Annotated in this window: 23 protein-coding genes; 6 read left to right on the forward strand and 17 right to left on the reverse strand. The window is 66.9% G+C overall.

The genetic code is table 11. The annotated features are described in order from the left end of the window. The first annotated feature begins 1 nt into the window (after position 1). From pdxA to IB223_RS11810, 5 genes are read left to right on the forward strand one after another with little or no spacing between them, the layout of a single operon-like run. Complete coding sequence (gene pdxA, locus IB223_RS11790; protein ID WP_192201927.1) at positions 2-985, forward strand: 4-hydroxythreonine-4-phosphate dehydrogenase PdxA; 984 nt, start codon at positions 2-4, stop codon at positions 983-985. A 38-nt stretch (positions 986-1023) separates the two neighbouring features. Then, a complete protein-coding gene (gene rsmA, locus IB223_RS11795; RefSeq protein WP_192201928.1) occupies positions 1024-1812 on the forward strand; it encodes a 16S rRNA (adenine(1518)-N(6)/adenine(1519)-N(6))-dimethyltransferase RsmA in 789 nt (262 codons plus the stop codon). Positions 1813-1863: 51 nt separating this feature from the next. Next, positions 1864-2244 carry a Co2+/Mg2+ efflux protein ApaG gene (apaG, locus tag IB223_RS11800; protein ID WP_192201929.1) on the forward strand — a complete coding sequence of 127 codons (381 nt, stop codon included), beginning with the start codon at positions 1864-1866 and terminating at the stop codon, positions 2242-2244. Between the two features lie 12 nt (positions 2245-2256). Further along, the gene (locus IB223_RS11805) at positions 2257-3111 is read left to right on the forward strand and encodes a symmetrical bis(5'-nucleosyl)-tetraphosphatase (protein ID WP_192201930.1); all 855 of its coding nucleotides are present in this window, start codon (positions 2257-2259) and stop codon (positions 3109-3111) included. A 2-nt stretch (positions 3112-3113) separates the two neighbouring features. Beyond that, complete coding sequence (locus IB223_RS11810; RefSeq protein WP_225591014.1) at positions 3114-3779, forward strand: DUF1287 domain-containing protein; 666 nt, start codon at positions 3114-3116, stop codon at positions 3777-3779. Positions 3780-3909: 130 nt separating this feature from the next. On the opposite strand, the gene IB223_RS11815 is transcribed toward IB223_RS11810, so the two are convergent. From IB223_RS11815 to IB223_RS11850, 8 genes are all read right to left on the reverse strand, one after another. Then, on the reverse strand, positions 3910-4404 hold the full coding sequence (locus IB223_RS11815) for a dihydrofolate reductase (RefSeq protein ID WP_192201931.1): 495 nt from the start codon (positions 4402-4404) through the stop codon (positions 3910-3912). 6 nt (positions 4405-4410) lie between these two features. Beyond that, positions 4411-5205, reverse strand: a complete 795-nt coding sequence (locus IB223_RS11820; protein WP_192201932.1) for a thymidylate synthase — start codon at positions 5203-5205, stop codon at positions 4411-4413. Between the two features lie 22 nt (positions 5206-5227). After that, entirely contained in the window at positions 5228-6118 is an 891-nt protein-coding gene (gene lgt / locus IB223_RS11825) for a prolipoprotein diacylglyceryl transferase (protein ID WP_192201933.1), read from the reverse strand. An 87-nt stretch (positions 6119-6205) separates the two neighbouring features. Beyond that, on the reverse strand, positions 6206-6697 hold the full coding sequence (locus IB223_RS11830; RefSeq protein WP_192201934.1) for a TPM domain-containing protein: 492 nt from the start codon (positions 6695-6697) through the stop codon (positions 6206-6208). Beyond that, the gene (locus IB223_RS11835) at positions 6697-7578 is read right to left on the reverse strand and encodes a TPM domain-containing protein (protein WP_192201935.1); all 882 of its coding nucleotides are present in this window, start codon (positions 7576-7578) and stop codon (positions 6697-6699) included. Before IB223_RS11835 ends, IB223_RS11830 begins: the two co-directional genes overlap by 1 nt. Before the next feature lie 19 nt (positions 7579-7597). Further along, complete coding sequence (locus IB223_RS11840; protein ID WP_192201936.1) at positions 7598-8236, reverse strand: LemA family protein; 639 nt, start codon at positions 8234-8236, stop codon at positions 7598-7600. 162 nt (positions 8237-8398) lie between these two features. Beyond that, the gene (locus IB223_RS11845) at positions 8399-9133 is read right to left on the reverse strand and encodes a TerC family protein (RefSeq protein ID WP_142125807.1); all 735 of its coding nucleotides are present in this window, start codon (positions 9131-9133) and stop codon (positions 8399-8401) included. Positions 9134-9162: 29 nt separating this feature from the next. After that, entirely contained in the window at positions 9163-9543 is a 381-nt protein-coding gene (locus tag IB223_RS11850; RefSeq protein WP_192201937.1) for a diacylglycerol kinase, read from the reverse strand. A 213-nt stretch (positions 9544-9756) separates the two neighbouring features. Here IB223_RS11850 and IB223_RS11855 point away from each other — a divergent pair, with 213 nt between their 5' ends. Continuing rightward, entirely contained in the window at positions 9757-10488 is a 732-nt protein-coding gene (locus tag IB223_RS11855; protein ID WP_343227190.1) for an SGNH/GDSL hydrolase family protein, read from the forward strand. A gap of 58 nt (positions 10489-10546) precedes the next feature. Here IB223_RS11855 and IB223_RS11860 read toward each other — a convergent pair whose 3' ends face one another. From IB223_RS11860 to IB223_RS11900, 9 genes are all read right to left on the reverse strand, one after another. Next, on the reverse strand, positions 10547-11920 hold the full coding sequence (locus IB223_RS11860) for a S8 family serine peptidase (protein ID WP_225591015.1): 1374 nt from the start codon (positions 11918-11920) through the stop codon (positions 10547-10549). Positions 11921-12125: 205 nt separating this feature from the next. After that, positions 12126-12503 (reverse strand): VOC family protein, encoded by a 378-nt coding sequence (locus tag IB223_RS11865; RefSeq protein WP_192201938.1) that lies wholly within the window; start codon positions 12501-12503, stop codon positions 12126-12128. A 20-nt stretch (positions 12504-12523) separates the two neighbouring features. After that, positions 12524-13192 carry a hypothetical protein gene (locus tag IB223_RS11870; protein ID WP_192201939.1) on the reverse strand — a complete coding sequence of 223 codons (669 nt, stop codon included), beginning with the start codon at positions 13190-13192 and terminating at the stop codon, positions 12524-12526. Then, the gene (locus tag IB223_RS11875; protein ID WP_225591016.1) at positions 13193-14149 is read right to left on the reverse strand and encodes an isoaspartyl peptidase/L-asparaginase; all 957 of its coding nucleotides are present in this window, start codon (positions 14147-14149) and stop codon (positions 13193-13195) included. A 75-nt stretch (positions 14150-14224) separates the two neighbouring features. Next, positions 14225-15466 carry an ABC transporter permease gene (locus IB223_RS11880; RefSeq protein ID WP_192201941.1) on the reverse strand — a complete coding sequence of 414 codons (1242 nt, stop codon included), beginning with the start codon at positions 15464-15466 and terminating at the stop codon, positions 14225-14227. Beyond that, complete coding sequence (locus tag IB223_RS11885; protein WP_225591017.1) at positions 15463-16188, reverse strand: ABC transporter ATP-binding protein; 726 nt, start codon at positions 16186-16188, stop codon at positions 15463-15465. The genes IB223_RS11880 and IB223_RS11885 overlap by 4 nt, the downstream gene beginning before the upstream one ends. A 2-nt stretch (positions 16189-16190) precedes the next feature. Beyond that, positions 16191-17726 (reverse strand): efflux RND transporter periplasmic adaptor subunit, encoded by a 1536-nt coding sequence (locus IB223_RS11890; protein WP_192201943.1) that lies wholly within the window; start codon positions 17724-17726, stop codon positions 16191-16193. A gap of 96 nt (positions 17727-17822) precedes the next feature. Beyond that, positions 17823-19094 (reverse strand): HAMP domain-containing sensor histidine kinase, encoded by a 1272-nt coding sequence (locus IB223_RS11895; RefSeq protein ID WP_192201944.1) that lies wholly within the window; start codon positions 19092-19094, stop codon positions 17823-17825. Between the two features lie 53 nt (positions 19095-19147). Next, positions 19148-19849 (reverse strand): response regulator transcription factor, encoded by a 702-nt coding sequence (locus IB223_RS11900; RefSeq protein WP_055940490.1) that lies wholly within the window; start codon positions 19847-19849, stop codon positions 19148-19150. Positions 19850-19964: the final 115 nt, after the last annotated feature.

Below are 19964 nucleotides of genomic sequence, written 5' to 3' on the forward strand. Positions count from 1 at the left end.
GGTGATTCCGCGGCTGGCGCTGGTACCGGGCGAGCCGGGCGGCATTGGCCCCGAACTCTGCGTACGGCTCGCGCAGCACCCGCGCAGCGACTGTACCCTGCTTGCGTTCGGGGATCCCAGCACACTGCGCGCCGCGGCCGACGCACTCGGTCTGCCGCTTCGCCTGCTCGACGAGGCCGTCGTAGCCGTCGAACCGGGTGACCTGCGCTTGCGGGCGGTGCCCAATGCGGCGCCCAACACCTTTGGCGTTACCGATCCCCGCAATGCGCGCGCCGTCATCGATGCACTGACGCAGGCCGCCGATGCGTGCCTGCAGGCATCCCTGGATGGCTTGGTGACGGGCCCCGTGCACAAGGCCGCCATCAACGCCGGCGGAATCGCGTACAGCGGCACCACTGAACTGCTCGCAGAACACGCCGGCCGCAAGGTCGTGATGATGCTCGCCAACGACATCGTCCGCGTCGCACTGGCGACCACCCACCTGCCGTTGCGGGATGTCGCGGAAGCGATCACGCCCGCGTTGCTGGAAGAGATCCTGCGCATCACGCACGCGTCCTTGCGGCGGGACTTCGGCATCGAAGATCCGGTCATCGCCGTCCTGGGACTGAATCCGCATGCGGGTGAGGCCGGGCACCTCGGGCGCGAGGAAATCGAGGTGATCGGGCCGGTGCTCACCGTCCTGCGTGCGGAAGGCATGCGCCTGGAAGGCCCGCTGCCCGCCGACACCGCCTTCCTGCCCCAGAAGCTGTGCGGCTTTGATTCCGTGGTGGCGATGTACCACGACCAAGGCCTGCCCGTGCTCAAGTACAGCGGGTTCGAGCAGGCGGTGAACCTGACCCTGGGGCTCCCCTACCCGCGCGTGGCGGTCGACCACGGCACGGCACTGGACCTGGCCGGCAAAGGCATCGCGGATCCGTCCAGCCTGTTCGCGGCCGTCGCCACCTGCGCACGGATGGCCTCCCAACGCATCATGGGCCGCACTTGACGCCACGCAGTACGCGAGCGTTCCCGCATAATCCGTCCATGTCGCATTTCAAGGCTCCCCCCAAGAAGTCCCTCGGCCAGCATTTCCTGACCGATCGCAGCTACATCGACAAGATCGTGAGGGCGGTGAATCCGCAGCCCGGCGACCGCCTGGTCGAGATCGGCCCGGGCCAGGGCGCGATCACGTTCCCGCTTCTGAAGAAGCATGGCGAGCTGACCGCCATCGAGTTCGACCGCGATCTGATCACACCGCTGATGGAAGCATCGGAAGGCATCGGGCGATTGACCATCATCCACAAGGACGTGCTGTCGGTGGACTTCGGCAAGCTCGCGGGCGAAGACAAGCTGCGCTTGGTAGGCAACCTTCCCTACAACCTGTCCTCGCCGATCCTGTTCCACGCCATCGAACATGCCTCGGCAATCACCGACATGGTCTTCATGCTGCAGAAGGAAGTCGTCGACCGCATGGCTGCCGAGCCGGGCAGCAAGGTCTACGGCCGGCTCAGCGTGATGCTCCAGGCCTACTGCCAGGTGGATGCCCTGTTCGTGGTGCCCCCGGGCGCCTTCCGTCCACCGCCCAAGGTGGATTCCGCCGTCGCACGCCTGGTCCCGCGCGATCCGGCCACCATCGGCATCCACGACCCGAAGCGCTTCGAGCATGTCGTGCGCGCCGCCTTCGGGCAGCGCCGCAAGACATTGCGCAATGCGCTGTCCGAGGTGTGCAGCAGCGAGTCGATCGAAGCCGCCGGCGTGCGCCCGGATGCGCGCGCCGAGCAGATCGCGGTGGAAGATTTCATCCGGCTGGCCAATCAGGTGGCCACTGCCTGAGATGGAGGCGGGTAGTTTCCGCTTTCACCTGCGTTTGAATACACTGCGGGGATGAATTCCCCCGACTATGCCATCGATGTGGACGTGGCCACGCGCTTCCTGGACGACCAGTCCGCGCCCGAGGACGGGCGCTACGTGTTCGCGTACACCATCCGCATCCACAATCGTGGGCGCGTGCCTGCGCAGCTGCTGCGTCGGCACTGGGTCATCACCGATGCCAACGGCAAGGTGGAGGAAGTGGAAGGCGAAGGCGTCGTCGGCGAGCAGCCCTGGCTGAGGCCCGGCGAAGATTTCCGCTATACCTCCGGCGCCATCCTGGAAACGGCACTGGGCACCATGCAGGGAAGCTACGACATGCTGGCCGACGACGGCACCCGGTTCGACGCCCCCATCGCCCCGTTTACCCTGTCCGTTCCACGGACCCTGCACTGAGGCCACGGCACAATGAGTGTCTGGGCCATCGGCGACCTCCAGGGCTGCTACGACGCCACGCAGCGACTGCTCGAGAAGATCCGCTTCGATCCGGCGCAGGACCGCCTGTGGTTCTGCGGCGACCTGGTCAACCGCGGCGGCCAATCACTGGAAACGTTGCGCCTGGTGCATTCGCTGCGCGAGCACAGCACCGTGGTCCTGGGCAACCACGACCTGTCCCTGCTTGCCATCGGCGAGCGCTCACCGGACGAGCAGCGCAAGGTCAATCCCGACCTCCAGCGTGTAGTGCTGGCTGACGATGCACGCGCGCTGCTGGACTGGCTGCGCCTGCAGAAGCTGGTGCATGCGGACCGCGAACTCGGGTGGATGATGGTGCATGCCGGTCTCGCTCCGAAATGGACCACCACGCTCGCCGAGAAACATGCGCGCGAAGTCGAGCAGCAGCTGCACGGCAATGCCTACCGCAAGCTGTTCCGCAACATGTACGGCGACAAGCCGAACTGGGCACCGCACCTGTCCGGCTACGACCGTGCGCGCGCCATCATCAACGTGCTGACGCGCATGCGCTACTGCACGCCGCGCGGCCGCATGGCGATCGAGGAGAAGGGTGCGCCGGGCAGGCAGGCCCAGGGCCTCTACCCCTGGTATGAAGTCCCCGGTCGCGCCGAGCGCGACCTGAAGATCGTGTGCGGCCACTGGTCCACGCTCGGCCTGATGATCGGCCACGGCGTGCATGCCATCGATACCGGTGCCGTGTGGGGCGGCAAGCTCACTGCGCTGCAGTTGGATACGGACGACATCCGGCTGGTGCAGGTCGCCGGCCGCGACGTGCCGCCACCGCCGAAGGGCGAGTTGCCGAAGGACTGAACATGCGGCTGGCACGGTGCGCATCGCTGTGCCTGATGCTGCTGACGCTCGCGGCATGTCGCAACGAAACGCCCGTCGCCTTCGAACCCGCGGCGCCGCCGGCGACGGTGCCGGACGCGCCGCCCCTCCTTTCTCCGTCGCTGGTCTCGGCGGCACGCGCGCAGATCGGCGTGGTCCGCGTCTACGACCCGGCCTACTTCAGCCTGTCCTATCCCGGCGGCGACGTGCCGGCCGATCGGGGCGTCTGCACGGACGTGGTGATCCGCGCGCTGCGTACGCAAGGGCTGGATCTTCAGCAGGCGATCCACGAGGACATGCGCGCGCACTTCGCCCTGTACCCGCGCCAGTGGGGCCTGAGCCGACCCGACCGCAACATCGACCATCGCCGCGTCCTCAACCAGATGCGCTGGTTCGAACGGCAGGGATGGCAGCAGGCCACAGGCGTTTCGGCGGACGATTTCTCGCCGGGCGACATCGTGGCATGGAAACTCACCGGCAGCGGCCTGCTGCATGTCGGCATCGTGTCGGACCGCCGCAGCCAGGAGGGGACGCCGCTGATCCTGCACAACATCAGCGCCGGTACCCAGGAAGACGACATCCTGTTCCGCCACGCCATCATCGGACATTACCGGCAACCGGAGGCGCGCACGCCGGGCGCGCTTCCGTAGCGCCGGGCCCGCTAGATTCTGCAGGCCGTCCGTTCACAGCAAACCCTCGGGAAGACAGCGGGCACGAACCCCGCCCGTCATACGGCGAACGCCGGAATGACAGGCCTGGGCTGATGACGTATCGCTGCTTTCAGCTACGCCGATACTCGACGAAGTCAAAAGCCAACGCATGCTTCGCATCCACCGGATGCGATTCGCGCGCGATCTCGCACCATTGCGCGGTATCGAACGCGGGGAAGAAGGCGTGCGCGTCCTCGACGACGGTATCGACCTCGGTCAGACGCAGCACGTCGGCGCGGGACAGCGTCAACGCATAGATCTCGCCACCGCCGATCACGCACAGTTCGTCGCTTCCCCGCTCCATGGCGATCCGGACCGCCTCGTCGACCGAGGCCACCGGCTGCATGCCGTCGAACGGCACGTGGCCGCTGCGCGTCATCACGAGATTGAGCCGGCCGGGCAACGCCCGCCCCAACGACTCGGCCGTCCTGCGCCCCATCACTACCGGCTTGCCCAGCGTCAGCGCCTTGAAGCGCTTCAGGTCATCCGGCAGGCGCCACGGCAGGTCGTTGTCACGGCCGATGGCGCGGTTGCGGTCAAGGGCGGCGATCAGGGAAATACGCATCGGCACCTAGACCGCCACCGGCGCCTTGATCGCGGGATGAGGATCATAGCCATGGATCTCGATGTCGTCGTAGGTGAAGGCGAACAGATCCGTGACGTCGGGACTCAGGTGCAGCTTCGGCAGCGCGCGGGGTTCGCGCGACAGCTGTTCACGCGCCTGCTCGTAGTGGTTGGAATACAGGTGCGCGTCGCCCAGCGTGTGCACGAAGTCGCCCACCCCCAATCCGCAGGCCTGCGCCACCATGTGGGTCAGCAGCGCATAGCTGGCGATGTTGAACGGCACGCCCAGGAAGATGTCGCCGCTGCGCTGGTAGAGCTGGCAGCTGAGCTTTCCCTCCACCACGTAGAACTGGAACATCGTGTGGCAGGGCATCAGCGCCATCTTCGGCAGGTCGGCCACGTTCCAGGCCGACACGATCAGCCGGCGCGAGTCCGGGTTGCGCTTGATCTCCTCGACGACCCATCTGATCTGGTCGATCTCGCCGCCGTCGGCCGTGGCCCAGCGACGCCATTGCTTGCCGTAGACCGGCCCGAGTTCGCCGTCGGCATCGGCCCATTCATCCCAGATGCTGACCTTGTTGTCCTTGAGGTAGGCGATGTTGGTCTCGCCCTTCAGGAACCACAGCAGTTCGTGCACGATCGAGCGCAGGTGCAGCTTCTTCGTCGTGACCAGCGGGAAGCCTTCGTTGAGGTCGAAGCGCATCTGCCAGCCGAACACGCTGCGCGTGCCGGTGCCGGTGCGGTCGGACTTTTCGGTGCCCTGCTCCAGCACGTGTCGCAGCAGGTCGAGGTACTGCTTCATTCTTTGCCTCCGGCAAATGGCTTCATGCGAAGTCCTTGCCGGCGCCGGGCGCGGGCAGGACGGGCTGCAGGGTGGGCGCGCGACGCGACAACGCGAGCAGGAACAAGCCCAGCGCCACCAGCGGCAGGCTCAGTACCTGGCCCATCGTCAGCCAACCGAAGGCGAGATAGCCGATGTCCGCATCCGGCACGCGCACGAACTCCACCACGAAACGGAACACGCCGTACATCAGCGCGAACAAGCCGGAGATGGTGTAGCGCGCGCGTGGCTTGCGCGACACCGTCCACAGCACCACGAACATCACCAGCCCCTCGAGGAGCGCCTGGTAGAGCTGCGAAGGATGGCGCGCGAACGGATCCAGCGCACCCGCCGCATACTGCGCCTGCAACTGCGCCGCATCCAGGCCGCGCAGCGCGGGATCGGTCGGGAAGATCACGCCCCAGTCGGCACCGGTCGGCTTGCCCCACAGTTCGGCGCCGATGAAGTTGCCGATGCGGCCAAAGCCGAGCCCGGGAGCGACCACAGGTGCAACGAAATCCATCGTGTCGAAAAAATGCAGGCGATGTTTGCGCGACCACCACCATGCGGCGGCCATCACGCCCAGCAGGCCGCCATGGAAGCTCATGCCGCCTTCCCACACCTTGAAGATCGACAGGGGATTTTCGACGAAGGTGCCAAACCCGTAGAACAGCACATAGCCGATGCGACCGCCCAGCACCACGCCCAGCATGCCGTAGAACATCAGGTCGGAGAACGCGTTGGCGTCCACGCCGGGCAGTCGCCCCTGCGATGCACGCATGCGTCCCAGCCACCAGGCGGTGACGAACGCCAGCAGGTACATCAGGCCGTACCAGTGGAGCTTCAGCGGACCCAGCGAAAGGATGATCGGATCAATCTGGTGGAGGTAGATCATGCGCCTCGGCTTGGCCGGTGGGGATGGGCTATTTTGCCCCACCCTGCCCGCGCGTGGCTGATCCAGAACTGATCGGCGATCGGCGGATCAGTCCAGCAGGTGCGGCCGGTTGGGCAGTTCGTCCTCGTCCGGATGGCCGTCCAACTGCGGAAAATGCAGCGCCAGCAGGTCCGAGACTGCGCGGATACCGGCGATGACGGCCTGTTCCGCCCGGTTCTCCGCCATGCCCACTTCAATCAGGTGGCAGACCTCGCGCCATGCCACGTCGCTGACGAGGCCGTTCAAGCCACGGTCGGCGACGATCTCGATGCGATGGTCGGCCAGCAGCAGATAGATGAGCACGCCGTTGTTGGCTTCCGTGTCCCAGGTGCGCAGCCGCACGAACACCTCGTGCGCGCGCTCGCGCGGATCCACCCCGGAAAGTACCGCACCCAATGGCAGGTCCGACTCCACCGCGAACATCACCTCGCCGCGGTGCCTGCGCTCGCCCTCGGCAATGGCGTCGGTGATGTGGTGCAGGGCCGATTCCGGGAACAGCCGGCGCGCCGAACGGGCGAACAGATGGCGGAGAACGCGCATCACCAACTCCCGGAGGCGCCACCGCCCCCCGACATGCCACCGCCACCACCCCAGCCGCCCCCACCGAAGCCGCCGCCTCCCCCACCAAAACCACCGCCTCCGCCTCCCCAGCCGCCCCAGTCCCGGTGCCGGGCGTATCCGCCGCGGGTCGACACCGACATCAGGCCGTAGAGCAATCCCAGCACGGCGGCGATGCCACCGACCGCAAGCAGCGACGACAGCAGCAGTGCAACACCACCGGCCGCACCGCCCGTGAACAGTCCGCGGATACCGGACGGCGCACGGCTGAACATGCCGCGCACGATGGTGGCCACGATGAAGGCGGCGAATGCGGCGAACAGCACGCCGCCGCCCTTGCCGCCCTCGCCGGAAACGCGATGCGTGCTGACCGGCTCGGGCAGCGCTTCGCCGTCGATCAGTTTCACCAGCGTCGCGGTCGCATCGGCAATGCCGCCCGCGTAGTCACCGGCGCGGAACCTGGGCGCCAGGTATTCCTGGATCACGCGGTTGGCGATGGCGTCGGGAATCGCGCCCTCCAGTCCGTAGCCTGTTTCAATCCGAACGCGACGGTCGTCCTTGGCCACCAGCAGCAGTACGCCGTCATCCACGCCCTTGCGGCCCAGCTTCCATTGTTCGAACACGCGCACCGCGTACTGTTCGATGGTTTCGGGCTGCGTGCTGGGCACCATCAACACCTGCAATTGGCTGCCCTTGCGTTGCTGCAACGCCAATGCCTGCGCTTCCAATTGCTGCTTCTGGTCGGCATCCAGCGTGCCTGTGGTATCGACCACCGGCGAATCGAGCGCGGGAATCGGCGCCAGCGACTGCGCCCAGGCGGGCGCGGCGATCAGCAGCAGGCAGAGCGCCAGCGCACGCAGCATGGAAGCGCCGGGACGCTGATCAGTTGCCGGGCGACGGCGGAGGCGGCGGTGTCGGAGCCTGCGGCGTCGCCGGGGCCGGCGTGCCGAAGTCGACGGCCGGCGCTTCGGAGATGGCCGCTTCGTTCTCGACGGTGAAGTTCGGCTTCTCCTTCGCGCCGGTGACCTTGGCGGTGATCACCTGTGGGAACTGGCGGATATAGGTGTTGTAGTCCTGCACCGTCTGGATATAGCGCCCGCGCGCCACGGTGATGCGGTTCTCGGTGCCTTCGAGTTGCGCCTGCAGGTCGCGGAAGGACTGGTCGGATTTCAGGTTCGGGTAGTTCTCGGTGACGACCAGCAGCCGGGACAGTGCGCCGGACAGTTCACCCTGCGCCTGCTGGAACTGCTGCAGCGAGGCTGCATCGTCGGCATTGACCTGGATCTGGCCCACGCGGGCGCGCGCATTGGTCACGTCGGTCAGCACCTGGCGCTCCTGCTGCGCATAGCCCTGCACGGTCTTGACCAGGTTGGGAATGAGGTCCGCACGACGCTTGTACTGGTTGAGCACCTCGGACCAGCCTGCCTTCACGGCTTCGTCCTTCTGCTGGATGGTGTTGTAGCCGCAGCCGGAGAGCAGCACGGTCAACACGACGAGCAACCACAGACGCGAAACCTGCATGGCACGACACTCCCTTGGACGGACGCGCCGATTGCAGCACCTTGCCCATGACCACGCAAGCATCCGCCACGTCACAGTGCGTGGCGCGCCGACTTGTTAGCCTCCCGTGAAAAGAAAAGGGCTCCCGAAGGAGCCCTTTGCGGTACACGGTGGATGCAAGGCTCACTCGCGCAGCATGCGTCGGCCGGCCCGCTTCTTCGCCCACAGGTTGAGGCACTCGACCACGGCCGAGAAGCCCATCGCGCCGTAGAGGTAACCCTTCGGGATATGCATCTCGAAGCCGTCCAGCAGCAGATAGGCGCCGACGGCCACGATGAAGGCCAGCGCCAGCATCTTGATGGTCGGGTTGTTGTCGATGAACTGTCCCAGCGGCTTGGCCGCCAGCAACATCACCGCCACCGCCAGCAGGATCGCCGCCACCATCACCGGGGTGTGGTTGGCCATGCCGACTGCCGCGATCACCGAGTCCAGCGAGAACACGATGTCGATCACCGCGATCTGCGCGATCACGCCGGCGAATGACACCGCCGGGCGCGTGTGCACGTCTTCGGAATCGGGTTCGCCCTTTACCAGTTCCAGGATTTCCTTGGTGCCCTTCACCAGCAGGAACACACCGCCCAGGATCAGCACCAGGTCGCGCACCGAGATGCCTTGCCCGAACAGCGTGAACAGGTCGGCGGTCAGGCCGGCCAGCCATGCCAGCGTCAGCAGCAGCAGGATGCGCGTGATGCACGCCACCGCGATGCCGAACTTGCGTGCGACTTCTCGCTGGTGCGGCGGCAGCTTGCTGACCGCGATGGAGATGAAGACCAGGTTGTCGATGCCCAGCACGATTTCGATCGCACTCAGCGTGATCAGCGTGATCCACACCTGCGGATCGGTAAGCAATTCCATCATCGGGTAGAGACCTTGTTCATATCAGGATTTCACAGGTAGCGCGGCGCAAGGATCAATCCCCAGCACAGCAGCACATTCATCATCAGCACGAAGACCGCCGCCGACCCCATGTCCTTCGCGCGGCCGGCGAGTTCGTGGTGCTCCGGACCATAGCGTTCGATCACGGCTTCCACCGCGGAGTTCAGCAGTTCGGCGGCCAGCACCAGCAGGCAACTGCCGATCATCAGCGCGCGCTCCAGGCCGGTTCCGCCCAGCCACAGCGCCAGCGGCGCGAGCACGACGAGCAGGTACACCTCCAGCCGGAAGGAGGATTCGTGCATCCACGCCGCGCGCAGGCCCTGGAAGGACCACACGGTGGCTTTGAGGATGCGGCCGGGGCCGCGGGGAAGGTGTCCGGTTTCGTCAGCCATGGCAGGTCGATGCGAAGGAATCCCCGCATCGTCTCCGGCCGGTCAGGCATGGGCCTGGTCCAGCGGGAGGTCGGATCGGGTGGAGCCGGCGCGGGTACCGCGCCAAGGCGGCAATTTTGCCACAAGGCGCCCACGTACCGCCCCAGGGTGGTTTGCATCGCCCGGCACGGGCTGGTCCACTAGGGCCCGTCCGACAAGAAGGAGCCCTCCCCCGTGCCTTTCCTGAACACGTTCCGCCTGTCCCTGTCCGTCGTGCTGCTGGCTGCCCTGGCCGCGTGTGCCGGCACCCCGCCCACCGGACCGGAAGCGCTCGCGGAGCCACGGGCGCAGACGGCCCCGCGCATCCCGGACCAGGTCTCGAGCCCGGCCTGGGAGGCCGACATGCAGCGTTTCGAGGCTGCCGACGCGAAGTCCCCGCCCCCGCGCCGTGGCGTGCTGTTCATCGGCAGCTCTTCGATCCGTTTGTGGGACACGCTCGCGCAGGACTTCCCCGGCGTGCCGGTGATCAACCGCGGCTTCGGCGGCTCCGAACTGCGCGACAGCACCTGGTACGCCGACCGTATCATCGTGCCGTATGCGCCCCGGCAGCTCCTGATCTACGCAGGCGACAACGACCTCAACGCCGGCCGCACGCCACAACAGCTGCAGCAGGACTTCACCGCCTTCGTCCAGCGCGTCCGCCGCGATCTGCCGGAAACGAAGATCGCCTACATCAGCACCAAGCCGAGCCCGTCGCGCGTCCAACTGCTTGCGACGCAACGCGAAGCCAACAGGCTGATCCAGGCCGAAGCGAAACGGCTGGGCGTGGACTACATCGACATCTTCACGCCGATGCTGGACCCCAAGGGCCAGCCGGACGAGACCTTGTTCATCGACGACCGCCTGCACATGAATGCCGCCGGCTACGACATCTGGCAGCGGGTGATCGCGCCGTACGTGAAGTAACTGCAAAAAAGAAGCCCGGCATTGCCGGGCTTCTTCATGCCTGGAGCATCGCGAGGCGTCAGAAACCGCTGACGTTGAGACGTCCGCCCGTGACCGTCTTGCCCTGCAGCGAGGGCGTAGGCACGGCGGTGCCGAGGATCGCCGCCTTGATCTGCGCCGCGGTCACGCCCGGGCGCGTGGACGCATACAGGGCCGCTGCGCCGGTGACGTGCGGCGTCGCCATCGACGTACCGTTGTAGCTGGCATAGCCGGATACCACATTGCCCTTGGACGCCTTCGGTACCGTCGACCAGATGCCGTAGCCCGGTGCGCCCAGGTCCACCGTCGTCGCGCCGTAGTTGTAGACCAGGGCACCGGTCGAACGCAGTGCCGCCACCGACACGATGCTGGCGTTCGCATACGCCGCGGGGTAACAGGCGCCCGACGTGTTGCCTTCGCAATTGACGCTGTCGTTGCCCGCCGCCACGATCGTCAGGATCTCGGCCTGGCCGGCGCGGTCGATCGCATCGCTCAGGGCCTGCGAATAACCCCCGCCGCCCCACGAATTGTTGGTCGCCACCAGGTTCAGGCCATGGCGGGTCTTGAGGTCGGTGAAGTAGTCCAGCGCCTTGACCGCATTGGCCGTGGTGCCGCTGCGGCGGCCGAGGAACTTGCCGCTGATCAGCTTGACGCCGCTCCAGCACACACCGGCCACGCCCTTGCCGTTGCCGCCGACGCCGGCGATGGTGCCGGCCACGTGGGTGCCGTGGTCGTCGTTGGCACCGCCGGAATTGATGTTGTTGCTGTTGCCATCGAAATCCCAGCCCCGCACGTCATCGACGTAGCCGTTGCCGTCGTTGTCCACGCCGTCGACCGGGTCGTACGGATTGGTCCAGATGTTGGCCGCCAGGTCTTCGTGGTTGAAGTAGATGCCTTCATCGATCACGCCGACGACGACGTTGCCGCAGCTGGTGTGGCCGGCGGCCCATGCTTCGGAGGCCTGCGAGCCGTACGCGTTCGCGGGCGTGCCCGCATCACCGTACATGCCCCACAGCGAGCCGTTGGTGGCGTAGGTGTCGTTGGACACTGCGTTGTGCTGATACGTCCAGTTCGGTTCGGCGTATTCGACCGCCGGATCGGCGCTGAGCACCTGCACGGCCGCGGACAGATCCACGTTGCCCGGCAGCTTCAGCAGCGCGATTTCGCCACGGCGGCTACTGGCGCGGCGCACCGTCTCCAGCTTCTGCGCACCCAGCCCGTGCACGACGGCGTCGCGGTCGCTGGCCACCACGCCATCGCGATACTTCACCAGCAGCTCGCCACTGACGTGGGGCTGACCTGCTTTCAATCCCTTGATCACCAGGTCCGGCCTGCCGCCCGCGTTGGCGGCTTGCGCCGCGCCCATCGTCACCAGCGCCAAACCCACCCACTTCGCCATGCGATTCTTCTTCATAAGCCGATCCGACTCCGAGTGTTGTGATTGCCGCGCAGGACAGCGCAGTGGGCCGAATCTAGCTTGTAATTTTCGTTCTAGATATGGATTTACATCTCACATTTTCATGCTAGGAGTGAAGTGCAGGATGGCACCGGTAGCCATGAGAACGAGTCGCATCGCGAAGGACTGTTCCGCCGCAACGCGACCGCCCATGTGATGCGATTCAGCGCCTGCGAACGGCGCCGGCAGGTTGATGGAGGCTCAGGACGTTGCCGTCGGGATCGAGGAAATCCAGTGACAGCCCCCCATCGGGCGATTCGCTCACGGGCACCACGATCTCCACCTGCCTGGCTGCCAATGCCTCGGCATAGTCATCGATGCCGCCCTCGAGACTGAAGACGACGACCGGCGAGTCTCCCGCGCGGGCTGGGCGTGGAATCAGGACCAACGCCAGCCCGTCCACTTCGCCCGTCGCCCATGGGCCGTCATGCCCGTCCAGCAACTCCAGCGGCAGCCCGAGGGTGTCGCGATAGAACGTCACCGACCGGGCCAGATCGGAAACGAAGAAAACGATGGCGCCTACCTTGCAGTTCGTGAGCATGGGATCTCTTCCTGTGGGATTCACTTCTTTCCGTTGCCGCGGGAAGGCGATGTGTGAGCACCGGCGTCGATCAGGATCAGGTGGCCGTCGGGATCGTGCGTTCCCAGACCCTCGCCCACGCGCATGGCCGCCTTCAACACACGCCGGGTCAAACCGAACTGCAGCGCCACACAGCGCGCCGGATCGCGCGCATACGCCAGGGCGATGCTTTCCGCACGCACCGCCGATGATTGGGCCGCCAGTGTCCGGCGGATGCGCGTGAGGCGCTGGCGGAACGCCGTGGGTTCGATGCGCAGCAGCCAGCGGATCTCGTCCGCGGACAGCCCGTGCAGCGCCAGTACCGCGACGCGACGCGCCGAAGGCGGCAGCCCCTCCAGCCAGGGCGGCACCAACGCCGCTGTTTCCCCTGCGGATCCGGCGGCGGGATCATCGAGGTCCGCCGCCGTCGTCGCTTCGCGTGCGCGCCGCCGCACCGCCGTGCGCGCGGTGAGCATGGCCTGCCGTCGCAGCACGCCCGAGAGCCAGGGCAGATCATGGCGACCCGCCTGCAGGGCGATCAGCAAGGTGTCCTGCACCAGGTCATCGGCATCCTGCGCACGCCGGCACAGGCGCAGGGCCTGCGTGCGCAGCTGGCGGCACGTGTCCTCACCGAGCTCAAATCCACGCGCACCACCGGACGCAGGCGACACTCAGGCGTCCTGGTAGATGGCGATGCCGCGCGAACCATCCGGACCGATCCAGCCCCGGTACATGCCTGCCGTGCTCAACACCAGCGCGATGTTGCCCTCGCGGTCGAGCGCGATCGCACCTCCATCGCCACCGTGCGCGGGCACTTCCCCCAGGATCACGTCCTCCGTGGCCACCTGCAGCCGGTCGCCGCGATACGCTACGCGCGCCGCGATGTCGTGCGCCACCGCATTCCGGATGTAGTACTCGCCCCAGCCGGTGCATGAAACAGCGCAATGTGCATCGGCCCATGTGCCTGCGCCGATCAGTGGTGAATCACCGACACGGCCCCAGCGCTTGTTGGTCATGCCGCCGGTGGAAGTGGCCGCCGCAACGTGCCCGTGCGAATCCAGCGCGACCGCACCCACAGTGCCGAAGTACTTCCCGCGCAGGTCCTGGCTGGCCTTCCACGCGCGCTGCTCACGCTGCTGCGCCTGTCGCAGCTGTTCGCGGCGCGGCTCCGTGTCGAACCATTCGTTGGGTACGCGCTCGATGTCGGGATGGGTGTCGGCATATTGCTCCGCGCCTTCGCCGATCAGGAACACGTGCGACGACTCTTCCAGCACCCGGCGTGCCAGCTGCACGGGATGACGCACCGTCGACACGCCCGCGACCGCGCCGGCGCGGCGACCGTGGCCATCCATGATGGAAGCATCCAGTTCGTGTCGTCCGTCGGCGGTGAACACGGCCCCGTAGCCGGCGTTGAAGTAAGGCGAGTCCTCGAGCATCGCGACCGCCGCTTCCACCGCATCCAGCGCCGTGCCGCCGTTGCCGAGGACCGCGTGGCCTGCATCCAACACGCGATCCAGTTCGGCCCGGATCGCACGCTCGGCCTCCGCGCCCAGCGCGTTCCGTTCGATGACACCGGCACCGCCATGGATCGCCAGCGCCAGAGGCCTCCGGAGTTGACGCGCATTCATGGCAAGCGGCCACCGTACGAGGCGACGGGAGACCAGCATACTCCCGCCATCGCGTCGCACCAGCCCTGCCGACGGCTATTGCGAACGCAGCGCTTCGATGGGGTCCAGCTGCGAGGCCTTGCGCGCGGGGTAGTAGCCGAAGAACAGGCCGGTCGCGATCGAGAAGCCGGCGGCCAGGCCGATCACCTGCCCGTTCAACGCCACCGGCAGCTCGCTGAACTGGCCCACCAGCAGCGCGCCGACCACGCCGATGACGATGCCCAGCACACCGCCGCCCAGCGACAGCAACATGGCTTCGGCGAGGAACTGCCGGCGCACGTCGCCCGGGCCCGCGCCCACGGCCATGCGCAGACCGATTTCGCGGATGCGCTCGGTCACCGAGACCAGCATGATGTTCATGATGCCGATGCCGCCCACGATCAGCGAAATGGTGGCCACCGCGCCCAGCAGCAACGACATCAGCTTGGTCGTCGCGGTACGGGTGGCGACGATCTCCGAGATGTTGCGGACGTTGAAGTCGTCCTCTTCGCCCGGATTGATCTTGTGCCGCTGGCGCAGCAGCGCTTCGACTTCGCCCTGCACGTAGCTCAGGTCCTTGGCGTCGGCCACGGTCAGCGCCACCTGCATCACCGCACCCGGCGGCAAGCCCATCGAACCGAGCAGGCGACGGCGCGCGGTCTCCAGCGGCACCATCATCACGTCGTCCTGGTCCTGGCCGAAGCCACCCTGGCCCTTCGGCGCCAACGTGCCCACCACGGTGAACGGCACGCGCCCCAGGCGCACGGTCTGGCCGACGCCGCTGTCCTCGCCGAACAGGGTGCGTCGCACCGTCTCGCCGAGGATCACCACCTTGCCGGCGCTGGAGTAGTCCTGCGCATCGAAGCCTTCGCCATTGGCGATGACCCAGCCGTTGATGTCGAAGAAGTCGGCCTGCACGCCTTGCCAGCTGGTCGACGCATTGTTCTCGGCGAACACGGTCTGGGTGTTGCCGCGCAACGCACCGGCCACGTACTGCACTTCCGGGATCTCGTTGCGGATCGCTTCCACGTCGCCCTCGTTGAGGGTGTAGAAGCTGCTGGAACTCATGCGCACGCCACCCCCGCCGGGACCCCGGCCGGCACCCGGGCTGATGTCCAGTCGCTGGGAACCCAGGCCGGAGACCAGCTTGTCGATCTCGGCCTGCGTGCCCTGCCCCACCGACACCATGACGATGACGGCCGCGATGCCGATGATCACGCCCAGCGAGGTCAGCGCGCTGCGCATCCAGTTCCCGCGCAGCGCATGCAGCGCCGTGCGCAGGATGTCGGAGAACTTCATGACCGGCCTCCCGCGTGATCCAGGTCTTCGTGCAACTCACCATCGCGCATCACCAGGATGCGGTCGGCATGCGCGGCGACTTCCGCGTCGTGGGTGATCAGGATGACGGTGTGGCCGTCGTCGCGCAGGCGCTTGAACAGCGACAGGATTTCCTCGCCGGTCTTGCTGTCCAGCGCGCCGGTGGGCTCGTCGGCCAGCAGGATGGGCGGCTGGTTGATCAGCGCGCGCGCGATCGCCACGCGCTGCTGCTGCCCACCGGAAAGCTCACTGGGTCGGTGGCCGGCGCGCTCAGCCAGCCCGACTGCGGCCAGCGCTTGGCGCGCGCGCTCGGTGCGTTCGGCCGGCGGTACCTGGGCATACCCCAGCGGCATGGCCACATTCTCCAGCGCGGTCATGCGCGGCAGCAGGTGGAAACCCTGGAAGACGAAGCCGATCTTCTCGCGCCGCAGGATCGCCAACTGTTCGGCGTCCAGCGTGGCCACGTCGATACCGTCGCAGGAATAGCTGCCGTCGCTGGGGGTGTCCAGGCAGCCGATCAGGTTCATCAGCGTGGACTTGCCCGAGCCCGATGGCCCCATGATCGCGACAAAGTCGCCCCGCGCCACGCGCATGTCGACGCCGCGCAATGCGACCACTTCCGCTTCGGTGCCTGCGGAATAGACTTTCCCCAGCGCGCGTGTCTGGATGACCGGCACGCGGTCGTCGGCATTCGCTGACGGCATGCTCATTCCTTCGCGCGCTCGCCCACGACCACCACGTCGCCTTCCTTCACCGGGCCGGACACCTCGGTGCTGGTACCGTCGCTGGCGCCGATGCGGACCTGCACCATCTCGGGCTTGCCGTTGACCAGCGCGTACACCGGCGCACGCTTGGCGGCAAGCAGCGTGCGCAGTTCGCCGTCCCAGCGTTGCTTCTGCGTGTCGTCGAGCGTGGCGCGGAACGGCGCGAAATCCTGCTGCATGCGGTCGGCCATGCGCTGGCGCATCTGCGCCTGCATCGCGCCCGAACCACCCCCTGCATTGCCACCGGACCGTTGCCCGCCACCCGGTCCGCCGAACATGCTGGCCCCGCGTTCCTGCGCCTGCGCCATGCGGGCGGCCTGGCGCTCGCGCAGTGCGGCAAGCGCCGCATCGAAAGCGGCCTGCTGTTCGGGCTTCAGCTGCAGGGTGCCGGCCACGCGCACCAGGTCGTCGCTGACGCCACCACCGCGATTCTGTCCGCCCTGCGGCGGCGCCTGCGCGGGCGACGCCGCGCCCGACTGTTCACCGGTCGGCTTGTAGCGCAGGGCCGCGTTGGAGATCTTGAGGATGTTGTCGCGCTTGCTGACCTCGATCTCGGCGTTGACGGTCAGGCCCGGCAGCAGGGTGCCGTCGCTGTTGTCCACACTGACCACGACCGGGTACGTCACCACGTTGCTGGTGGTGGTCGCCGACAACCGCACCTGCTGCACTTCGCCGCGGAACTGGCGATCGGCGAACGCATCGACGGTGAACGAGACCGACTGCCCAACCTTGACCTGGCCGATGTCGGCTTCATCGACGGCCAGCTCGATCTTCATCTTCGACAGATCTTCGGCGATGGTGAACAGTTCCGGTGCCTGCAGGCTGGCCGCGACGGTCTGGCCAGGCTCGATGGTGCGCGTCAGCACCACGCCGTCCACCGGCGAGCGGATGACGGTGCGGTCGAGGTTCACCCGTGTGGTCTGGGTTGATGCGGTCTGCTGGCGGATCTGCGCCTGCGCCGCGTTGACCTGCGCGCGCGCCTGGTCGCGCGAGGCGCGCGCCAGGTCGACGTCGCTCTGCGCGACCAGCTTCTGCCGGCCAAGGTCGGCCTTGCGTGTGTAATCCAGTTCGGCGTTCGCCAGCGTCGCCTGCGCCTGCCTCAGGCTGGCCTGGGCGTTGGCGATCTGCGCGTTGCCCTGTTCGATCTGGGCCTCGTAGGTGCTCGGGTCGATGCGCGCAAGCACCTCGCCCTTCTTCACTTCGCTGTTGTAGTCGACCAGCACGTCGGTGACCTGGCCAGAAATCTGGCTGCCCACGGTCACCGTGGAGATGGCGCTGAGCGTGCCGGTGGCCGAAATGGCCACGCGGATGTCGCCGCGCTCGACCGTTGCCGTGCGATAGGCGCTTTCGACGCCGTCTCCCTTGCGCGTGGCCCAGTACCAGGCGCCGCCACCCAGAATGGCGACCACGGCAATGCCCAGCAGGAGGGTGGGCAGCGGGAATTTCTTGCGGAGAGGGGTGCGTGCAGGCTGGCTCATGCAGTGAGTCGGCTCGGAAGGTGGGGAGTCGTGGGAGGGAACGCGTCGGGAGCGACATGGTTGACAACCCGTGTCGCGGGTCAGTTCCCGTTCGGATTACGGAACGAAGCGGATCGTCGCAGTGGTTCCGCGCCCCGGCTCGCTGTCCAGTTCGATCTTCCAGCCGAAGCGGTCGCACAAGCGGCTGACGATGGACAGGCCCAGACCGCTGCCGTGCGGACGCGTGGGGTCTGCGCGGTAGAACGGCTCGAACACCCGTGTCATCGATTCGGCCGACATGCCGATGCCGGTGTCGCGCACGATCACGCGGTCCGGCTCCAGCACCACGTCTATGCGGCCCCGGTCGGTGTACGCGCATGCGTTGCGCAGCAGGTTGCTGACCACCACCTGGAACACCCGTGGCGGTGCGTGCAGCCTCGGCCGTGCATGCAGGGTGACTTCCAGGTCCACGGGCTTGTTCAACAGCAGGGCACGTGCGTTCTCCGCCTCGTCCATGACGATGTCGGCGACATCGAAGTCCTCGCTCTGGGGTTCGACCTCGGCTTCGCGGGCCAGGATCAGGAACGCATCGATCACGGCCTCCATGTCGCGGCCGGCGCGCTGGATGCGTTGCAGGGCGCGCGCGACGCGCGGCGGCGCGTCTTCGGCCATGCCCATGTCGGTGGCCACGCGGATCACGGTCAGCGGCGTCCGCAGTTCATGGCTGGCGTCGCGGGTGAAGTCGCGCTCGCGTGCCACGTGTGCGGTCACGCGCTGCGCCAGCCCGTGCAGCGCGGAAGCGAGTTGGCGCGCCTCGCCCTGCACGTCGCTGGGAAGGCGATCCGGGGCCAGAACGCTGACGTCGGGACGGCGCGGATCCCACTCCGCCACCTGCCGCGCGAGCCAGCTGACCGGGGACACCAGCCGCTTGGAGGCGCGATAGGTCAGCCAGGACACCAGGTAGATCGCCACCAGCGTCATGATGATCGGCACGGTGCCGAAGTAGAACGCCAACCGCTCGGCCTGGGAGCGCAGGAACACCAGGTAGAGGCGGCCGGCGGGCTCTTCGTCCACGAGCACCAGCTGGTCGTCCTGCTTCAGCTCGTGGAACCCGGGCGCGAGGTTGCGCAGGTTCTCCGGCAAGACGAGGTTGGAATGCCCCTTCACCACCAGGTAGCCGCGCAGGTTGTGGGTGTTGGGCGGCGGCTGCGCGGTGCTGGCGCTGTACAGCTCCCAGAAGTGCGTCGCCTCTTCCTGCAGGGCGGTATTCATCAGGCTGTGCTTGATCACCGCGGAGATCAGGTACACGCCCAGCACGATGGCCAGGCTGACCATCACGGCCTGCAGGATGAAGGCGATCCTGAGTTTGCGGGGCAGGCCGTGGCGCATCGGCGTATCGTCGGGCGAGGACGGGATTATGACGCGCGTGCCCGACGGTCGGGTCAGCCGATGTCCGCGATGCGGTAGCCCGCGCTCTGCACCGTATGTAGCAGCGGCTTGTCGAACGGCTTGTCGATCACCTTGCGCAGGTTGTACAGGTGGCTGCGCAGCGTGTCCGAATCCGGCAGGCCGTTGCCCCAGATCTCGCGTTCGATCTCCTGCCGGGTCACCACGCGCGGCGATTCACGCATCAGGATGGTGAGCAGGCGCAGGCCGATCGGCGACAGCATCAGCTCGGTGCCGCCGCGGGTGGCGCGCATGCTGACCGGGTCCAGCACCAGGTCGGCGACCTTCAGCACTTCGGCGCCGACCTGGCGGCGCTCACGGCGGATCAGCGCGCGCAGGCGGGCTTCCAATTCCTGGATGGCGAAGGGCTTGGTGAGATAATCATCGGCGCCGGAACTCAGGCCGGTCAGCTTGTCGTCCAGGGTGTCGCGCGCGGTGAGCATCAGCACGGGCGTGGATTTGCGGGCTTCGGTGCGCAGGCGCTTGCAGACTTCCATCCCGTCCAGGCGCGGCAGCATCAGGTCCAGCACAAGCACGTCGTAGCTGTTCTCCACCGCCAGCCGGTACCCATCCAGGCCATCGGTGGCGTAATCGACCTCGAATCCCCGACCCTCGAGATACTCTCCAATCATCTCCGAGATGTTCCGGTTGTCTTCCACCACCAACACCAGACCCGCGGTTTCCTGACTGTGTCGCATGACAACTCCTTCAGAGGCTTCAGGTTTGTGAAGCTACCGGCCTCCCGGTGGACATCATGTGAAGGTGGCAGCTCCATTCAGCCCACAGTTGGGATTACGCTTCGCCACCCCTGCC

It is taken from the genome of Pseudoxanthomonas sp. PXM03 (assembly GCF_014852005.1).
Lineage (GTDB): Bacteria > Pseudomonadota > Gammaproteobacteria > Xanthomonadales > Xanthomonadaceae > Pseudoxanthomonas_A.

Coding starts and splice junctions, on each gene's coding strand:
- IB223_RS11900 (WP_055940490.1), bottom strand. CDS start 19,849: ATGCGACACAGTCAGGAAACCGCGGGTCTGGTGTTGGTGGTGGAAGAC.
- IB223_RS11810 (WP_225591014.1), top strand. CDS start 3,114: ATGCGGCTGGCACGGTGCGCATCGCTGTGCCTGATGCTGCTGACGCTC.
- IB223_RS11830 (WP_192201934.1), bottom strand. CDS start 6,697: ATGCGCGTTCTCCGCCATCTGTTCGCCCGTTCGGCGCGCCGGCTGTTC.
- IB223_RS11890 (WP_192201943.1), bottom strand. CDS start 17,726: ATGAGCCAGCCTGCACGCACCCCTCTCCGCAAGAAATTCCCGCTGCCC.
- apaG (WP_192201929.1), top strand. CDS start 1,864: ATGAATTCCCCCGACTATGCCATCGATGTGGACGTGGCCACGCGCTTC.
- IB223_RS11840 (WP_192201936.1), bottom strand. CDS start 8,236: ATGCAGGTTTCGCGTCTGTGGTTGCTCGTCGTGTTGACCGTGCTGCTC.
- IB223_RS11805 (WP_192201930.1), top strand. CDS start 2,257: ATGAGTGTCTGGGCCATCGGCGACCTCCAGGGCTGCTACGACGCCACG.
- IB223_RS11865 (WP_192201938.1), bottom strand. CDS start 12,503: ATGCTCACGAACTGCAAGGTAGGCGCCATCGTTTTCTTCGTTTCCGAT.
- IB223_RS11875 (WP_225591016.1), bottom strand. CDS start 14,149: ATGAATGCGCGTCAACTCCGGAGGCCTCTGGCGCTGGCGATCCATGGC.
- IB223_RS11895 (WP_192201944.1), bottom strand. CDS start 19,094: ATGCGCCACGGCCTGCCCCGCAAACTCAGGATCGCCTTCATCCTGCAG.
- lgt (WP_192201933.1), bottom strand. CDS start 6,118: ATGATCTACCTCCACCAGATTGATCCGATCATCCTTTCGCTGGGTCCG.
- IB223_RS11845 (WP_142125807.1), bottom strand. CDS start 9,133: ATGATGGAATTGCTTACCGATCCGCAGGTGTGGATCACGCTGATCACG.
- IB223_RS11820 (WP_192201932.1), bottom strand. CDS start 5,205: ATGAAGCAGTACCTCGACCTGCTGCGACACGTGCTGGAGCAGGGCACC.
- IB223_RS11860 (WP_225591015.1), bottom strand. CDS start 11,920: ATGAAGAAGAATCGCATGGCGAAGTGGGTGGGTTTGGCGCTGGTGACG.
- IB223_RS11835 (WP_192201935.1), bottom strand. CDS start 7,578: ATGCTGCGTGCGCTGGCGCTCTGCCTGCTGCTGATCGCCGCGCCCGCC.
- rsmA (WP_192201928.1), top strand. CDS start 1,024: ATGTCGCATTTCAAGGCTCCCCCCAAGAAGTCCCTCGGCCAGCATTTC.
- IB223_RS11885 (WP_225591017.1), bottom strand. CDS start 16,188: ATGCCGTCAGCGAATGCCGACGACCGCGTGCCGGTCATCCAGACACGC.
- IB223_RS11815 (WP_192201931.1), bottom strand. CDS start 4,404: ATGCGTATTTCCCTGATCGCCGCCCTTGACCGCAACCGCGCCATCGGC.
- IB223_RS11880 (WP_192201941.1), bottom strand. CDS start 15,466: ATGAAGTTCTCCGACATCCTGCGCACGGCGCTGCATGCGCTGCGCGGG.
- IB223_RS11850 (WP_192201937.1), bottom strand. CDS start 9,543: ATGGCTGACGAAACCGGACACCTTCCCCGCGGCCCCGGCCGCATCCTC.